Annotated in this window: 17 protein-coding genes; 5 read left to right on the top strand and 12 right to left on the bottom strand. The window is 66.3% G+C overall.

The window, feature by feature from the left end; genetic code table 11:
- Nucleotides 1-15: 15 nt before the first annotated feature.
- From ABE472_RS07080 to ABE472_RS07070, 3 genes are all read right to left on the bottom strand, one after another.
- Nucleotides 16-504: an 8-oxo-dGTP diphosphatase gene (locus ABE472_RS07080; protein ID WP_313211144.1), complete on the bottom strand. Its 489-nt coding sequence runs from the start codon at nt 502-504 to the stop codon at nt 16-18.
- A 57-nt stretch (nt 505-561) separates the two neighbouring features.
- Entirely contained in the window at nt 562-1,071 is a 510-nt protein-coding gene (locus ABE472_RS07075; protein ID WP_313211143.1) for a DUF1249 domain-containing protein, read from the bottom strand.
- Between the two features lie 83 nt (nt 1,072-1,154).
- The gene (locus ABE472_RS07070) at nt 1,155-1,976 is read right to left on the bottom strand and encodes a pyruvate, water dikinase regulatory protein (protein ID WP_019184148.1); all 822 of its coding nucleotides are present in this window, start codon (nt 1,974-1,976) and stop codon (nt 1,155-1,157) included.
- A 143-nt stretch (nt 1,977-2,119) separates the two neighbouring features.
- On the opposite strand from ABE472_RS07070, the gene ppsA reads away from it, so the two are divergent.
- Together ppsA and ABE472_RS07060 are read left to right on the top strand one after the other, a co-directional pair.
- Nucleotides 2,120-4,498 carry a phosphoenolpyruvate synthase gene (ppsA, locus tag ABE472_RS07065; RefSeq protein WP_313211142.1) on the top strand — a complete coding sequence of 793 codons (2,379 nt, stop codon included), beginning with the start codon at nt 2,120-2,122 and terminating at the stop codon, nt 4,496-4,498.
- Nucleotides 4,499-4,678: 180 nt separating this feature from the next.
- A complete protein-coding gene (locus tag ABE472_RS07060) occupies nt 4,679-5,146 on the top strand; it encodes a transposase (protein ID WP_346465951.1) in 468 nt (155 codons plus the stop codon).
- Nucleotides 5,147-5,568: 422 nt separating this feature from the next.
- Here ABE472_RS07060 and ABE472_RS07055 read toward each other — a convergent pair whose 3' ends face one another.
- The 5 genes from ABE472_RS07055 to mntR form a co-directional block, all read right to left on the bottom strand.
- Complete coding sequence (locus ABE472_RS07055; protein ID WP_313211141.1) at nt 5,569-6,681, bottom strand: alkene reductase; 1,113 nt, start codon at nt 6,679-6,681, stop codon at nt 5,569-5,571.
- Nucleotides 6,682-6,799: 118 nt separating this feature from the next.
- Nucleotides 6,800-7,660: an EcsC family protein gene (locus ABE472_RS07050; protein WP_345784559.1), complete on the bottom strand. Its 861-nt coding sequence runs from the start codon at nt 7,658-7,660 to the stop codon at nt 6,800-6,802.
- Nucleotides 7,661-7,774: 114 nt separating this feature from the next.
- Nucleotides 7,775-8,344 (bottom strand): oligoribonuclease, encoded by a 570-nt coding sequence (gene orn, locus ABE472_RS07045; protein ID WP_313211139.1) that lies wholly within the window; start codon nt 8,342-8,344, stop codon nt 7,775-7,777.
- A 100-nt stretch (nt 8,345-8,444) separates the two neighbouring features.
- Nucleotides 8,445-8,969, bottom strand: a complete 525-nt coding sequence (gene tadA / locus ABE472_RS07040) for a tRNA adenosine(34) deaminase TadA (protein ID WP_313211138.1) — start codon at nt 8,967-8,969, stop codon at nt 8,445-8,447.
- Nucleotides 8,962-9,420: a manganese-binding transcriptional regulator MntR gene (gene mntR / locus ABE472_RS07035; protein ID WP_313211137.1), complete on the bottom strand. Its 459-nt coding sequence runs from the start codon at nt 9,418-9,420 to the stop codon at nt 8,962-8,964. Before mntR ends, tadA begins: the two co-directional genes overlap by 8 nt.
- A 241-nt stretch (nt 9,421-9,661) precedes the next feature.
- Here mntR and ABE472_RS07030 point away from each other — a divergent pair, with 241 nt between their 5' ends.
- The 3 genes from ABE472_RS07030 (at nt 9,662) to ABE472_RS07020 (ending at nt 10,875) form a co-directional block, all read left to right on the top strand.
- Nucleotides 9,662-10,276 (top strand): TlpA disulfide reductase family protein, encoded by a 615-nt coding sequence (locus ABE472_RS07030; protein ID WP_346462617.1) that lies wholly within the window; start codon nt 9,662-9,664, stop codon nt 10,274-10,276.
- Between the two features lie 175 nt (nt 10,277-10,451).
- Nucleotides 10,452-10,631 carry a hypothetical protein gene (locus ABE472_RS07025; RefSeq protein WP_313211135.1) on the top strand — a complete coding sequence of 60 codons (180 nt, stop codon included), beginning with the start codon at nt 10,452-10,454 and terminating at the stop codon, nt 10,629-10,631.
- 61 nt (nt 10,632-10,692) lie between these two features.
- The gene (locus tag ABE472_RS07020) at nt 10,693-10,875 is read left to right on the top strand and encodes a hypothetical protein (RefSeq protein ID WP_313218681.1); all 183 of its coding nucleotides are present in this window, start codon (nt 10,693-10,695) and stop codon (nt 10,873-10,875) included.
- 45 nt (nt 10,876-10,920) lie between these two features.
- Here ABE472_RS07020 and ABE472_RS07015 read toward each other — a convergent pair whose 3' ends face one another.
- The 4 genes from ABE472_RS07015 to ABE472_RS07000 are packed head-to-tail and all read right to left on the bottom strand — an operon-like array spanning nt 10,921 to nt 16,551.
- Nucleotides 10,921-12,039: a hybrid sensor histidine kinase/response regulator gene (locus ABE472_RS07015; protein WP_313211133.1), complete on the bottom strand. Its 1,119-nt coding sequence runs from the start codon at nt 12,037-12,039 to the stop codon at nt 10,921-10,923.
- Nucleotides 12,036-12,620, bottom strand: coding sequence for a chemotaxis protein CheB (locus ABE472_RS07010; protein WP_282257514.1), 585 nt, complete (start codon nt 12,618-12,620; stop codon nt 12,036-12,038). Before ABE472_RS07010 ends, ABE472_RS07015 begins: the two co-directional genes overlap by 4 nt.
- Nucleotides 12,620-13,468, bottom strand: a complete 849-nt coding sequence (locus tag ABE472_RS07005; RefSeq protein WP_346462618.1) for a CheR family methyltransferase — start codon at nt 13,466-13,468, stop codon at nt 12,620-12,622. Before ABE472_RS07005 ends, ABE472_RS07010 begins: the two co-directional genes overlap by 1 nt.
- Nucleotides 13,441-16,551 (bottom strand): response regulator, encoded by a 3,111-nt coding sequence (locus tag ABE472_RS07000; RefSeq protein ID WP_313211132.1) that lies wholly within the window; start codon nt 16,549-16,551, stop codon nt 13,441-13,443. The genes ABE472_RS07005 and ABE472_RS07000 overlap by 28 nt, the downstream gene beginning before the upstream one ends.
- Nucleotides 16,552-16,659 lie beyond the last annotated feature (108 nt).

Here is a 16,659-nt window from a genome sequence, read left to right as displayed (position 1 = left end):
CGGCGCTGGCCGGCACTACAGCCGGGTGTAACTCCAGGACTGCATGGCGCCATCGCGGTACGGCATCACGCCATGAAAGGCGCGCGGCTCATCGTCGAAGACCAGTGGCAGGAAGCTGCGGTCGCCTTCCCATAGCGGAAGGCCGTCGATCTTGTCCACGTCCACCCACTCCAGCGTGCCCTCCGGATTGGAGGTCAGCGGCGTGCCGGTAAAGTCATCGATGACGAACACGAAGCCGAACCAGTCCTCGCCGTTCTTGCCGAAGCCCGGCCAGCTGATCGTGCCGCGCAGGCGCATGGTGCCGCACTCGATGCCGGCCTCTTCGCGGATCTCGCGGCGCATGCAGGCAGCGGCGTCTTCATCGCGCTCCATCTTGCCGCCCAGGCCGTTGTACTTGCCCAGGTGCAGGTCACCGGGCCGGGCGTTGCGGTGGATCATCAGCACTTGCTTGCCGTCGGCGGACAGCACGTAGCCCAGGGTGGCCACGATGGGGGTATAGGGCATTTCGCACAGGCTCGGGAACACAGACCCCCGATTATGCGCGATCCGTCCGGGGCCGGCTCAGGGCACCACGCTGGTGCGGCGCGCGTCGGCCGGTGCCGCCACCGCGCCATCGCGGCGCAGCGTGGCCACGCCGTGGCCGCGCTCGGCCAGGTATTCCAGCCATTTGCCGAGGAAGGTGTTCATCCGCATGCGGTGGCTGATCAGCTGGGCCGGCGGCGGGTACATGCCCATCACGTCCTGCCAGCGGCGACCGACGTAGCAATGCGTCGTCTCGGCCTGGCGGGCGTCACGGTACAGGCGCACATAGGCCGAAGGATCCGGCTGCCCGGTGACCGGATCGGCGAAGTCGTAGGTCAGGCGCAGCTCGACCGTATAGCGGTGGCATTCGATCACGTCCAGCCGCACATCCAGCCCATCACCGATCGATGAGACGTAGCTGCCAGGGACGAGCTCCGCCGGTGCGAACAGGCGCACCAGGTGCTGGTAGTTCTCGGCGTACAGGCCCATCAGCCAGCTCAGGCGGCTGAGCCGGGGAATGCGTTCGATACGGGGCGATGCCTGGGCCATGGGTCGATCCTACACGTTGATCTCCCAACGTGGGGGCGGCAGCCGCCCGGCCAAAGGGGCGGCCCACCACCGGTTCACACCGGTCAATACATCTCGCGCTGCAGCCCCAGCGTGCCCAGCACCTTGCTGGAGATCTCCTCGATCGAGGTGTGGGTGGTGCTCAACGTCGGGATCCGCTCCATCCGGAACATCGTCTCGGCGGCGGCGACCTCGCGGCGGCAGGTCTCCAGATTGGCGTAGCGCGAGTTCGGGCGGCGCTCCTGGCGGATCTGCTGCAGGCGGTCCGGGTCGATGGTCAGCCCAAACAGCTTCTTGCGGTACGGGCGCAGGCGCGGCGGCAGGCGGTCCTGCTCCAGGTCTTCATCGGTGAGCGGGTAATTGGCCGCGCGGACCCCGTAATGCAGGGCCAGATAGATGCAGGTGGGGGTCTTGCCGGCCCGCGACACCGCCACCAGGATCACGTCGGCGTCGTCGTAGTTGATGGCAATGCCGTCATCGTGGGTCAGCGCGAAGTTCATCGCGTTGATGCGCCGGTGGTAGGTCTCGAAGTCCACCATGCCGTGCGCCTGGCCCACCCGGGAGTGGCGGTTGACCGCCAGTTCGCGCTCCAGGGGCTCGATGAAGGGGGCGAACACGTCCAGCATCAACCCGCCGCTTTCGGCCAGGATGATGCTCAGTCCGCTGTCCACGCAGGAACTGACCACGATCGGCCGAACCTGGTACCGCTCCCCCGCTGCACGGATCCTTTCACAGGCTTCCCGCGCTTTTTCCGGATCATCGATGAACGACATTCGGTCGGTGATGAAGCTGAACCCGGAGAACTGGGTCAGGAGGCTATGCCCAATGGTTTCAGCGGTGATACCGGTTCCATCGGACACGTAGAACACCGGACGGATCGTCGACATACGGCTTTTACCCCCTCCGAAGCTTAAAAAGGCCGTCGATACAAGCTTGTGCCGACAGCGGTCTGCCCGGCATCATATCGGCTTCTTCCTACGGACGTGGCCATCCAGCCCGCCTCGGGCGATGGCCAAACGGAGCATCGCGCTTGAACGAGAACATCCTGTGGTTGCACGAACTGCGCCTGGCCGATCTGGCCCGCGTAGGCGGCAAGAATTCGTCGCTTGGCGAAATGATCGGCAATCTTGCCGGTCTGGGGGTGTCTGTCCCCGGCGGTTACGCAACCACCTCTGAAGCCTTCAAGGACTTCATCGCCCACAACGACCTGTCCAAGCGCATCTTCGACAAGCTGGCCACGCTGGACGTGGAAGATGTCGGTGCCCTGACCGTGGCCGGCAAGGAAATCCGCGGCTGGGTGATCGATGCCCCGCTGCATCCGGCGCTGGACCAGGACATCCGCACCGCCTACGCCAAACTGTGCAGCGAAAACGGCGGCGGCGACGTGGCGGTCGCGGTGCGCTCCTCGGCGACTGCCGAGGATCTGCCCGATGCCTCCTTCGCCGGCCAGCAGGAGACCTTCCTCAACGTGACCGGCGCCGACGATGTCGTGCTCAAGGTCAAGGAAGTGTTCGCCTCGCTCTACAACGACCGCGCGATCGCCTACCGCGTCCACCACGGCTTCAAGCACGAGGACGTGTTCCTGTCCGCCGGCGTGCAGCTGATGGTGCGCTCGGGCGTGGGGTCCTCCGGCGTGCTGTTCACCCTGGACACCGAGTCCGGCTTCCGCGACGTGGTGTTCGTCACCTCCTCGTTCGGCCTGGGCGAAATGGTCGTGCAGGGTGCGGTCAACCCGGACGAGTTCTACGTCTACAAGCCCACCCTGAGCGCCGGCAAGCCGGCGATCCTGCGCCGCTCGCTCGGCAGCAAGGCGATCCGCATGGTGTATTCGGATGTCCCCGGTGAGCGCGTGCGCATCGAAGACACCCCGGCCGAGCTGCGCAACACCTTCTCGATCAGCGACGAGGACGTGCAGGAACTGTCCAAGCAGGCGCTGGTCATCGAAAAGCACTACGGCCGCCCGATGGATATCGAGTGGGCCAAGGACGGTGTCAGCGGCAAGCTGTTCATCGTGCAGGCGCGTCCGGAGACCGTGAAGTCGCGTGGCCATGCCACCCAGATCGAACGTTTCGCACTGAACCAGAAGGACGGCAAGGTGCTGGCCGAAGGCCGCGCCGTCGGTGCCAAGATCGGTGCCGGTACCGCCCGCGTGGTGCGCACCCTGGACGACATGGCCCGCGTGCAGCCCGGCGACGTGCTGATCGCCGACATGACCGACCCCGATTGGGAGCCGGTGATGAAGCGCGCCTCGGCCATCGTGACCAACCGCGGTGGCCGTACCTGCCACGCGGCGATCATCGCCCGTGAGCTGGGCGTGCCGGCCGTGGTCGGCTCGGGCAACGCCACCCAGCTGATCCAGGACGGCCAGCAGGTCACCGTGAGCTGCGCCGAGGGTGACACCGGCTTCATCTACGACGGCATCCTCGAGTTCGAGCGCACCACCACGGACCTGGGCAACATGCCGCCGGCGCCGCTGAAGATCATGATGAACGTGGCCAACCCGGAACGTGCCTTCGATTTCGGCCAGCTGCCGAACGCCGGCATCGGCCTGGCCCGTCTGGAAATGATCATCGCCAGCCACATCGGCATCCACCCGAACGCGCTGCTGGAGTACGACCGCCAGGACGCGGCGACCAAGAAGAAGATCGACGAGAAGATCGCCGGTTACGCTGATCCGGTCAGCTTCTACGTCGGTCGCCTGGCCGAAGGCATCGCCACGCTGACCGCGTCGGTTGCCCCGAACCCGGTGATCGTGCGCCTGTCGGACTTCAAGTCCAACGAGTACGCCAACCTGATCGGCGGCAGCAACTACGAACCGCACGAAGAGAACCCGATGATCGGCTTCCGCGGCGCCAGCCGTTACGTCGATCCGAGTTTCTCGGCCGCCTTCGCCCTGGAATGCCAGGCCGTGCTGCGCGTGCGCAACGAGATGGGCCTGGACAACCTGTGGGTCATGATCCCGTTCGTGCGTACCCTGGAAGAAGGCCGCAAGGTCGTCGAGGTGCTCGAACAGAATGGCCTCAAGCAGGGCGAGAATGGCCTGAAGATCATCATGATGTGCGAAGTGCCGTCCAACGCACTGCTCGCCGATGAGTTCCTGGAGATCTTCGACGGCTTCTCGATCGGCTCCAACGACCTGACCCAGCTGACCCTGGGCCTGGACCGCGATTCGTCGATCGTCGCGCACCTGTTCGACGAGCGGAACCCGGCGGTGAAGAAGCTGCTGTCGATGGCGATCAAGTCGGCGCGCGCCAAGGGCAAGTACGTCGGCATCTGCGGCCAGGGCCCGTCCGATCACCCGGACCTGGCCGAATGGCTGATGCAGGAAGGGATCGAGTCGGTGTCGCTGAATCCGGACACCGTGGTGGATACCTGGCTGCGTCTGGCCAAGCTCAAAGCCAAGGGTTGATCCCCTCGGCAACGCGATGAAAATCAACACCCCGCGCAAGCGGGGTGTTGTTTTGTGCAGCATCGGTAGAGCCGACCGTTGGTCGGCTGCGCCGTTGGTCGGCTGCGCCCGCCCATCCCCCACACCCCAACGGCACATCGCCTGATGGCTGCCCTGCACAGCGACGGGCACCCTGCAGGCATGCCCAGCCCACGCCTTCATTACGGTCGCCACTCGTGCATCGGCATCGTGTACGCGCTGACGACCATCACGCATGCGCGTGTACCCCACTTCCACCAGCCCGACCTGGCCGGGCACGTCATGCAGGTGCTGCATGCCATGGAAGACGAGCATCGGGTCTGCAACCTTGCGTGGGTGGTCATGCCAGATCACGTCCACTGGTTGATGCAGCTCCGGCAGGGCGCACTGGGCACATGCATGCAGCGCTTCAAATCACGCAGCAGCCTGCTCATCAATCGGCAGTTGGGCCGCAGCGGGCCTGTCTGGCAACCCGGCTATTACGACCACGCACTGCGCAAGGACGAAGACCTGCGACGCCAAGCCACCTACATCCTCGCCAACCCGGTCCGTGCCGGCCTGGCGGAAGCGATCGGTGAGTATCCCTTCTCGTGGTGCAGATGGCCCACCGAAGACCATCCGCCCGGGTAGAGCCGACCGTTGGTCGGCTGGTAGAGCCGACCGTTGGTCGGCTGCCGCGCATCGCACGGCGGATCACGTATGCATGGCGTCGGATGGGAGAGCAGCTGACCAACGGTCAGCTCTACCCACCATGGATCGGGGGCCTAAGCACCGGTAGAGCCGACCGTTAGTCGGCTGGTAGAGCCGACCGTTGGTCGGCTGCCGCGCATCGCACGGCAGATCACGTATGCATGGCGTCGGATGGGAGAGCAGCTGACCAACGGTCAGCTCTACCCACCATGGATCGGGGCCTAAGCACCGGTAGAGCCGACTGCTAGTCGGCTGGTAGAGCCGACCGTTGGTCGGCTGCCGCGCATCGCACGGCGGATCACGTATGCATGGCGTCGGAGAGGAGAGTAGCCGACCAACGGTCGGCTCTACGCGGTGCGCGTTCAGGCCTCGGCGGTCTCGGCCACTGCGTAGTCGGTGAACCCTTCCGCCCCGCCCCCGAAGAACGTCGCTTTGTCCGACGGGTTCAACGGCAGGCCCTGCTGCAGCCGATCCGGCAGGTCCGGGTTGGCGATGAACGGCCGGCCGAAGGCGATCAGGTCGGCCCAGCCCTTCGCCAGCGCCTCCTCAGCGCGCTCCACGGTGTACTTGCCCGCGTAGATCAGCGTGCCACGGTAGATCATGCGCAGCGCTTCCTTGAAGGCGGCCGGCATCACCGGGGCATCTTCCCAGTCGGCTTCGGCGATATGCAGATAGCCCACGCCGATCTGATCGAGCAGGTGCGCGGCGGCCAGGTAGGTCGCCTGCGGCGTGTCGTCCACCGCGCCCTGCAGCGTGGTCAGCGGCGCCAGACGCACGCCGACGCGCTCGGCACCGATTTCCTCGGCCACCGCTTCGGCCACCTCGCGCAGGAAGCGCAGGCGGTTCTGCAGCGAGCCACCGTAGGCATCGGTGCGCTGGTTGGCCTGGGAATCGATGAACTGGTTGATCAGATAGCCATTCGCACCGTGCAGCTCAATACCATCGAATCCTGCCGCGATCGCGTTGCGCGCGGCCGCCGCGTAGTCACCCACGATCCCGGCGATCTCGTCGATGGCCAGTGCCCGCGGCATCGAGTGCTGCACCATCTCACCGACGCCGCTCAATGGGCCACGGCCCTCGGGATCGACGAACACCTTGACGCCCTCGGCCAGCAGCGCCGACGAGGACACCGGGGCGGCGCCACCCGGCTGCAGGGCCACATGCGAGACGCGACCGACGTGCCAGAGCTGGGCGACGATGCGGCCACCGGCAGCGTGCACAGCATCGGTGACGCCGCGCCAGCCGGCAATCTGGGCCTCGTCGTGGATGCCCGGCGTCCAGGCGTAGCCCTGGCCCTGCTGGCTGATCTGGGTGCCTTCGCTGACGATCAGGCCGGCCGAGGCCCGCTGGGCGTAGTACTCGGCCATCAACGGTGTCGCGACATTGCCCTCGCCGGCCCGTGAGCGGGTCATCGGCGGCATCACGATACGGTTGGGCAGCGTCAGGGTGCCGCGGGTATAGGGGGAGAACAGCATGGGAAATCCTTGATCGGGAGCGCCGCCGCAGCGGGGATGCCGACAAGGATGGGGACAGGGCTGCCCGCTCAACAGACCTGCGACGGCAAAACAGTTGTGCCGCCGATGCAACGATCGATCAGGTACGCTCGGCCGCCAGCATCGAGTAGGCCGCCCGCACGGTCTCGTACCCGTAGGTCCGCTCCAGGCGGCGCACGATGAAATGGCCGCGCGCCACGTCCTGGTAGTAGTCGGTGAACATGGTGTTGAGCGTCGCGCCGGCCACCGCCCCGACAATCGGCACCGCCTGCGCGGCGAACTTCTCGGTGACCACCACACCGAAACGCGCGGCGACCTTCTCCACGAGCTTGGCCAGCCACTTGCCGGCTTCCTTCGGGGTCAGCCCGATCATCACCGGGCTGCCGCCGACCGCGCGGCCGGCCAACTCGGCCGACAGGTGGCGCATCACCTCGGCAGTGAAGCCACGCGTGATGTAGTAGCCGGTCTCGCTGGCATCGTCCTTGCCGGAGTTGCCGCCCAGCGCAAACACTTCCAGGCAGGCATGCCGGGTGCTCATCTCGCGCAGGTCGAAGCCTTCGCTGCGGGCCACGTCAGCCACCGAGCGCATCATGATCGTGGTGGACACCGGCAGCTCGATGAACAGCGTGGTGAAACCGAACGCGCCGCCGACCGCACCGGAGGTGGCCGCGGCCAGCTTGTGCCAGCGGGTGGAAGCCGCTTTGCCCGGCGTGTTGTCCATCGTCCACAACGCCGCCTGGGCCGATTTGAACAGCGCCGCTTCGACCGCGCCATGGATGCGGCGGGACACCGAATCGGGCAGGCGTTTGACCGCGAACTCCAGCGGCGAACCGATCAGATTGGCCATCTTGGCGGTCAGCGTGGGCGATTCCAGCAGGTCCACCGCACGCTGCAGGTCGCGCCAGTCCTGCGAGGTGGGCAGGATCGAGGACTCCAACGGCGGCGGTTGTGGCGAGGTCATGGCGTTCATGGCCGCGATCATAGCGCCGCCGATGTATACCGCTCGTTGCCTCGCCTGCCGGTGGCTGAACGCCTGCGCACAGGCCGCGTTGCCGGGCGACGCCCGGCGTTCGGGTCAGGCCGGCAGGCCCGACAGCGCGCCCATGAATTGACGGTAATGGCGCAGCTCTTCGATGGAATCATGCACGTCGCTCAGCGCGGTATGGCTGGCGGTCTTGCCGACGCCGGCGGCCACGCCCGGGGCCCAGCGCCTGGCCAGTTCCTTGATCGTGGAAACGTCCAGATTCCGGTAATGGAAGTACTTTTCCAGACGCGGCATTTCACGGTGCAGGAAGCGACGGTCCTGGCAGATCGAGTTGCCGCACATCGGCGAGGCGCCCGCCTTGATCCACTGCTGCAGGAAGGCGATCGTCTGCGCTTCGGCCTGCCCGGGCGTGATGGTGCTCTCGACCACGCGCTGCCACAGGCCGGAACGACGATGCTGGTTGCGGTTCCACTCGTCCATCGCTTCCAGCCGCTCGACCGGATGATGGATCGCGAATTCCGGGCCTTCGGCCAGCACCTTCAACTGCGCATCGGTCACCACGGTGGCGATCTCGATGATCGCATCGTTGTCGGTGTCCAGACCGGTCATTTCCAGATCGATCCAGATCAGTCGCTCGCCTTCTGCGCCGTTGTCCGCCATGTGTTCGCCTTGTGCTGGGCCACCGCTTGCGCCGCGACCGGGAATGGATAAGGCGCCCATGATACCGCCAACCCGTCACGACCCTGTCGCTGCGGGGACCTTATTCCAGCAGCAGTGGCGGCTTGCCGCGCTTGGCGCGGAAGTAGTTGGTCAGCCGGGTGCTGGCGTCCTTGGCGAGCACGCCACCATGGATCTCCACGCGGTGGTTGTGGCGCGCGTCGCCGATCAGATCGAACACGCTGCCGCAGGCACCGGTCTTGGGGTCTGTGGCCGCATACACCAGCCGCGCCACGCGTGCGTGCACGATGGCCATGGCACACATCGCACACGGCTCCAGCGTCACGTACAGCGTGCTGCCGATCAGCCGGTGGTTGGTGATCGCCCTGCCCGCCTGCCGCATCGCCACGATCTCGGCATGCGCGCTGGGATCATGGTCGGCGATGTTGAGGTTCCAGCCTTCGCCGAGCACGGTGCCATCGGCACCGACCAGCACCGCGCCGACCGGAATCTCATTGAATTCACGCTCGGCACGCTCCGCCAGGCCCAGCGCGTGGCGCATCCAATGCTCATCCTGGTCGTGCACCGGCACGCCCAGTGGTGGTGGCGGGGCGAGGCGCTCAACCATGGCCGTTGGCCTTGCGCACGAAGGCCTCGAAGGCGGCCAGGGTGGCCTCGCTGACGTGGTGCTCGATCCCTTCCGCGTCGCGGCGCGCCGAATCGGCGTCCACGCCCAGCGCCAGCAGGAACTGCTCCACCATCTGGTGGCGGGCGCGCATCTCCACCGCCAGCTGCTCGCCGGCCGGGGTCAGGAACACGCCGCGATACGGCCGCTGGATCGCCCAACCCTCCTTGACCAGCCGCTTGAGCGCCTTGGCCACCGTGGGCTGTGCAACCCCGAGCCGGGTGGCGATATCCACCTGGCGGGCTTCGCGGCCATCGGCGATCAGGTCCGCGATCAGCTCCACGTAATCCTCGACCAGCTCGGACCGGCGCGCTTCACGCACCTGCACAAAGCCCTCGACATGCACCTGGGCGTCGATCAGGGGCGAGGTGGCTTTACGGGTCGGGGACGGCATGGTGGCTCCAGCAATAGGCCGGTGGCGAAGGGCTGCGGCACCCGGACAGTTTACCTCACGGGGGTTTGCGACTGATCCGGGTGGGCCACGCGTGGTCGGAGCGCCCCGGCTGGCAACAGATAGAGACCAGAATCAAACCGACGCCTCATTCACAGGATCTTTCGTTTGACAAATGATTTTTGGTGCCGGATATATACCCCACCTACTCAGCCATGGACCCGGCCGAAGGCCAAGGAGCAGCATGGACGCATCCGCGCTACGGAAGTACGGCAGCCTCGCTCTGATCATCGTGTTGGCCGCGCTGATGACCGCGCTGGCCGTGCAGAACCGGCAGCTCCGCCAGCAGCAGGCGCTGCTGGTGAGCAAGGTCGAACAGATCTCCAAGGCCGCTCACGGCCTTCCGGAAGGCGCCCAGCCTGAAGCACTCGGCACCACGGCACTGGACGGGCAGGCGGTCACCCTCGCCGGCCCGGCCAGCGGCCGCCAGGTCCTGTATTTCTTCTCTCCTGCCTGCAAGTTCTGCCTGGCCTCCGTGCCGCAGATCCAGGCGCTGGACGCCGCCGGACGGAACAACGGCCACCGTGCCTTCGAGATGATCGGCGTCAGCCTGCCGCCGCATGAAACCGCTGCGGACTACGCACGCCAGCATGGCTTCGCGTTTCCGGTGGTGAACGATACCGATGACCGGATCCGGCAACGCTACACCGCAACCATGGTGCCGATGGTGGTGGTGATCCAGGACGGCAAAGTGATCTATCGCCACGTCGGCCAACTCAAGGACAGCGCGGTCAATGCCATCACCGGCGCCTTCGTGGTGAACGCTGCGCGCAGTGCGGTGCCCGCTCCGGCAGGCTGATTCCCCCTGACGCCGCTCCCCGGCGGCGTACCCAAGGTCTGTCCGCGCCGGCTTATGGGGCGGATCGACAGTTCGTCGGTTTTCCTTCCCCTCCCCGCTGACGGATCCGCCTGCCCGGTAAACCGCATCGCGCACCACCCGCTGCATCCGCATGATCCACAACAGGAGAAACACCATGAAGTCCAAGAAACTCGTCTCGGTCTTTGGCGGTATCGCTGTTGTCTGTGCCCTGGCGTTTGCTTCGAGCCAGGCGGTGGCAACCTCCAGCCAACCCAAACAGCTGGAGGGCTGTCCCTACAAGCCCGGCTGCACCTATGGCGGGCATAGCGAAATCCGCTGCTGCCAGCCGGTGTAACGCCCTCTTCCGTGCGAGCACGTTCGACCGTCAACATCATCCACAAAGGGAAAGATAGACCATGAAGTCGAAGAAGCTGTTGTTGTCGTCCCTGAGCGCCGTCACGATGATCTGCGCACTGGCCTTCGCATCGAGCCAGGCGCTGGCGACCTCAAGCCAGCCCAAGCCCCTGGCAGGCTGCGAAGATCAGCCCGGCTGCACCTACGGCGGCCATGGCCTGTATCTGTGCTGCGAGCCGCTGTAAGCACCACGACCATCCCGGCACAATGCCGGGATGGTTCTATCGGCATCAGCGTGGTCGACGCTGAAGCGTAGTCTCAAACAGCACCGTGCCATCGTGATTCTGCGCCACCAGCGTGCCGCCATGCGCACGCGCGAACTCGCTGGCGATGAACAGGCCCAGCCCCAGCCCGCGGCTATCGTGGAAACTGGCCTTGAACGGTTCGAACAACCGCGGCAGCAACGCCTCGGGAATCTGCCCGGCATTGCGCACCTGCAACCGCAGCGGCGCGCTGCGCTCGCCTTCCAGGCGCACCACCACCGGCGCATCGCCACCGTGCAGCACGGCGTTGCCGATCAGGTTGGACAGCAGCTGCGCCAGGCGATCCGGATCGCCCTGCAGGTGGGCATCGCCCTGGACCTGCAGCTCGATCGTCGCCTGCGGATGCGCACGCCCGATCTCGGCCACCACCGAGGCGGCCACGTCCGCCAGATCGCATTCGGTGCTGTGCAGGCGCAGGCCACCGGTGCGGATCTTCGAGAAATCCAGCAACTGATCCACCATCCGCGCCATCCGCTGCGCACTGTTCTCAAGGTGGCCAAGCGTGCGCTGCACCGCGCCATCGTCGGGCAGATCCAGCGACAGCTTATCGGCGCACAGCAGGATCGATGCCAGCGGCGTGCGCAGATCGTGCGTCAACACAGCCATCATCGTCTCATTGAGCTTGAGCGCATGCTCCAGCGCCTCGTTGCGCGTCTTCAGCAGCTGCTTCTGCTGGTAAAGCTCGATGAACACATTGACCTTGCTCATGATCACCTGCGGCTCGATCGGCTTGTGCAGGAAATCCACGGCGCCGGATTCGTAGCCCTTGAAGGCCCGCACGGGGTCGTTCGGTGAGGCGGTCAGGAAGATGATGGGTACATCGCGGCTGCGCTGCGAGCCACGCATCAGCTCGGCCAACGAAAACCCGTCGATTTCCGGCATGTGCACATCCAGCAGCGCGAGCGCGACTTCATGCTCCAGCAGCAGCTCGAGCGCTTCGGCACCGGACAACGCGCACAGGATCTCCAGGCCGGGGCGGCGCAGCAGCGCCTCCATCGCGACCAGGTTCTGCGGAATGTCATCGACAATCAGCAGCTTCACGCAATCGGTGGTGGCAGTCGACCCGGCGGGTTCGATCAGGTTCATCGGGTAAGACCTTTCATACGCGTGCAGATGGAGGTGAGCGGGAGCACCGCATCGGCACCGGCGTGCGCCAGGGCGGATGCGGGCATCATCGAGGAATACGCCTCCTCAGGGCATTGGATCCAGGCTTCGCCGCCGGCCTGGCGGACAGCGGCGACGCCATCACTGCCATCGGCGCTGGCGCCGGTCAGCAGGATCGCCAGCACGCCATCACCGAACACATCGGCGGCGCTTTCAAACAGCGGATCGATGGCCGGACGCGAGAACAGCACCGGCGGGTCCACCGACAGCGCCAGCGTGGCACGGTCCTCGACCAGCAGATGGTAATCCGGCGGCGCGAAGGTGACGGTGCCCGGCTGCAGGGGCTGCTTGTCCTCGGCCTCGCGCACCGGCAGCGGGCAGCCGGCGTCGAGCAGGCCGGCAATGCGGCTCGGTCGATCACGTGGCAGATGCAGCACCACCAGCACGGGCAGCGCCAGTGTCGTCGGCAGCGATGACAGCAGCGCCTGCAGCGCACTGACCCCCCCGGCCGACGCGCCGATGACCACCAGATCGAACCGGCTGCGTTGCGACGCGCCGCTCATCAGGCCAGCTTCCGATACAGGCGCTGGTCGCGCGCGCAGGCTTCGAACAGATCGGCGTGCGCGCCGAACTGCAGCGATTCCTTGCTGCCCAGCCCCAGGAAGCCGCGATGGACCAGCGCCTCGTGGAACAGGCCGATGGCGCGGTCCTGCAGGGGCCGCTGGAAATAGATCAGCACGTTGCGGCAGGACACCAGGTGGACTTCGGAGAACACGGTATCGGTGGCCAGGCTGTGGTCGGCGAACACGATGTTGCGCTTCAGGCGGCGATCAAACACCACGCTGCCGTAGCCGCTGCTGTAGTAATCCGAGAGCGACCCGGTGCCGCCGGCGGCCAGATAGTTGCGGCTGAACTGCGCCAGCCGGTCCAGCGCGAACGCCCCGGATTCGGCCGCCTGCAGTGCTTCGGGATTGATGTCGGTGGCGTAGATGATCGCGCGGTCGAGCAGGCCTTCCTCATGCAGCAGGATCGCCAGCGACCATACCTCTTCGCCGGTACTGCACCCGGCGATCCACAGCTTGATCGACGGATAGGTGCGCAGCACCGGCACGGCGTGCTCACGCAGCATCCGGAAATACGGCGGGTCGCGGAACATCTCCGAGACCTGCACGGTGAAGTACTGCATCGCCTGGGCGAAGGTCTCCGGTTCGTGCAGCAGCCGGTGCTGCAGCGCCCCCATGGTCGGGCAGTCGAAGCGCGCCATGGCATGCCGCATGCGCCGCCGCAGCGATGCCAGCGCATAGTCACGGAAGTCGTAGTGGTAGCGCTGGTAGACCGCCTCCAGCAACAGCTTCAACTCCAGGTCGAACAGCTCCGTTTCATTCATCGGCGCGAGCACCACACCCGGCACAGCGAGACCAGCTTGTCCACGTCGATCGGCTTGGCGATGTAGTCATTGGCACCGGCCTGCAGGCAGTGCTCGCGGTCGTCCGGCATCGCCTTGGCGGTCAGCGCGATGATCGGCAGGTCGCGCCAGCGGTTGTCGGCACGGATCTCGCGCATGGCGGTCAGCCCGTCCATCTCCGGCATCATGATGTCCATCAGCACCAGGTCGATCTCGGGGCGCAGCTTCTCCAGCGCCTCGCGGCCGTTGCGGGCGATATCCAGGGTCACGCCCAGCGGCTCGAGCACGCTGGACAGCGCGAAGATGTTGCGCACATCGTCCTCGGCCAGCAGCACGGTGCGGCCATCGAGCACCGCATCGCGGCGGCGGGCCTCGCGCAGCAGGCGCTGCTGGTCGGTCGGCAGGGAGGCCTCGACACTGTGCAGGAACAGGGTCACCTCATCGAGCAGGCGCTCGGGCGAACGCGCGCCCTTGATGATGATGCTCTTGGAATAGCGGCGCAGGCGCTGCTCTTCATCGCGGGTCAGCGCGCGGCCGGTATAGACGATCACCGGCGGGAACGCGACGGCATCATTGCCGGCCATGCGCTCGAGCAGGTCATAGCCGGTGCCGTCGGGCAGCGCCAGGTCGGTGACCATGCAATCGAAGGTGGAGCCGGCCAGTTCGGCCATCGCCTCGGTGATGGTGCCTACCCCAGTGATCTCGAGCTGGTCGCGGCCGAGCAGCAACTGCAGATTGGAGCGCAGCTCGCTGTCGTCCTCGACGATCAGCAGGCGGCGCATGTCGCGCTGGCTGGTGGCCTCCAGCTGCTGGATCGCGCCGAGCAGGCGCTCGCGCGTGGCCGGCTTGATCACATAGCCGATCGCGCCCAGCTCCATCGCCACCTGCGAACGCTCCAGCCCGGACACCACGTGCACCGGGATGTGACGCGTGGCCGGGTCGCGCTTGAGGCGCTCCAGCACGCTCAGCCCGGAGACATCGGGCAGGCCGATATCGAGCAGGATGCCATTGGGGCGCAACTCGGCAGCCAGACTCAGCGCTTCCTCGGCAGTGCCGGCGACCACGCAATCAAAGTCCAGTTCGTGCGCCATCGAGACCAGCGCGCTGGCGAACGCCGTATCGTCCTCCACCACCAGGATCATCCGGCCCGCGCGGCTGCGGCGGCCCCGGTCATCCATCACCCTGGCCGCGGGCGCGGGTGCAGGGGTGGATTCGGCGTGGGCACGGCCCAGCGAAGCAGCGGCAGGCACGGCCGGTGCTGCCACGGCGGCGGGACGTACGTCGTGCACGACGTTGTGAGGGCTGCCGGTACCACCACCGGCCAGCAGCGGCAGCTCCAGCGTGAAGCAGCTGCCCCGGCCCGGCTCGCTGGAGACGGTGATGCTGCCGCCCATGCGTGCCGCCAGATCGCGCGAGATCGACAGCCCCAGCCCGGTGCCACCGTAACGGCGGCGGGTGCTGCCATCGGCCTGGCGGAAAGCTTCAAAGATGACCGCGGTCTGTTCTTCGGGAATGCCGATGCCGGTATCGGACACGGCGAACTGGATCCGTCCTGCCCCGGCACTGCGCACCTTCAACGACACGCCGCCGTGTTCGGTGAACTTGACCGCATTGGCCAGCAGATTCTTCAGGATCTGCTGCAGGCGTTGGCTGTCGGCCAGCAGTTGGGCCGGCGCGTCCGGCGCGGCGCTGATCTCCAGGCTCAACCCCTTCTGCACCGCCATCGGCTCGAAGGTTTCCTTCAGGCGCTGCAGGACGCTGGAAACCGCGAGGTTTTCTTCGACCAGCTCGACATGGCCAGCCTCGATCCGCGACAGGTCCAGAATGTCGTTGATCAGCGCCAGCAGGTCGTTGTTGGAGGAATGGATCGCCTGGGCGTACTTGACCTGTTCGGCGGTCAGCGTGCCGTCCTTGTTGTCGGCCAGCAGCTTGGCCAGGATCAGCGAGCTGTTGAGCGGCGTGCGCAGCTCGTGGGACATGTTGGCCAGGAATTCGGATTTGTAGCGCGAACTGGCCTCCAGTTCGGCGCTGTTCTGGACCAGCTGCGCCTGGGCCAGCAGCAGCGCCTGCTGGCGCGACTCCAGCTCGTGGGTGCGCTCTTCGAGCTGCACATTGGTCTGTTCCAGCTCGGCCTGCTGCTGCTCCAGGTTGGCCTGGGAATGCAGCAGGCTGCGGCTCTGCTCTTCCAGTTCCTCGTTGGCCACGCGCAGCTCTTCCTGCTGCGTCTGCAGCTCTTCGCTCTGGCGCTGGGTTTCCTCCAGCAGTTCCACCAGCTGCGCATTGAGCAGCGCCGCGCGCAGCGCGATGCCGATCGGCTCGGCGCACTGCAGCAGCAGCGCCATCTCCAGGCCACGCGCAGGCGAGACGCCGGCCCGGCCCAGCTCGATCACGCCGATCACCACGCCATCGGCGGTGATCGGCCCGAGCAGGCGCTGGTGCACGGTAGTGCGGCCCAGGGGGGTATCGATATCCAGCGGGCTGTCGCTGTCCTCCAGCCGACGCGCGCGGCCCTCCCGGATGATCTCGCCCCACTGCCCGGTATGGGCGGGCAGCGTCTCCGGCAGCTGCGAAGGCAGCGCCGCACCACCGACCAGCACCAGCCGCTCGCCCTGCAGGCGATACATGGCCCCCACATCCGCATTGAGCTGCGCGCACAGCGCGCGCATGGCCGCATCGGCCAGTTCACGCGGGGTGGGATCACCCTGCAGGCTGGTACCCACCACGTTTTCGCCGGCCTGCAGCCACAGCGCATCGGCCGCTTCACGGCGCGCACCGATGGCCTTCATCACGGTCAGCGCCATCATCAGGAAAGCAACGCCGCCGATGCTGCGGTTGACGAAGGAGAACGCCGAGTTGCTGCTGGACGGCGCCACGTTGTAGCCCACCGCAAGCAGGATGCAGGACCCGATCGCCACCAGCAGAGGTACTTCCATCCGGCGCTGGAACAGCGTGATGCCGACCGCCATGAAGTAGGTCAACCAGACCGCGTAGCCCAGCGGCACCACCATCTCCGTGCCCAGCGTGGCGGCCATCAAGGCGGCCGACGCAAGCCAGATCCAACGGTCACGGGAGGTAGGCGCAGAATTCATGCCGTGTTCCAGCTTAAAAGGGGCCTGATGGTACCCGAAGCGGTAAACGGGTGTTAAGCGCCGGAAGTCAGCGTGTTTGCCGCACGTTCTTGACACTTTCTTCACATC

It is taken from the genome of Stenotrophomonas sp. TWI809 (assembly GCF_039673205.1).
Lineage (GTDB): Bacteria > Pseudomonadota > Gammaproteobacteria > Xanthomonadales > Xanthomonadaceae > Stenotrophomonas.
This window is presented reverse-complemented; position numbering and strand designations above follow the sequence as displayed.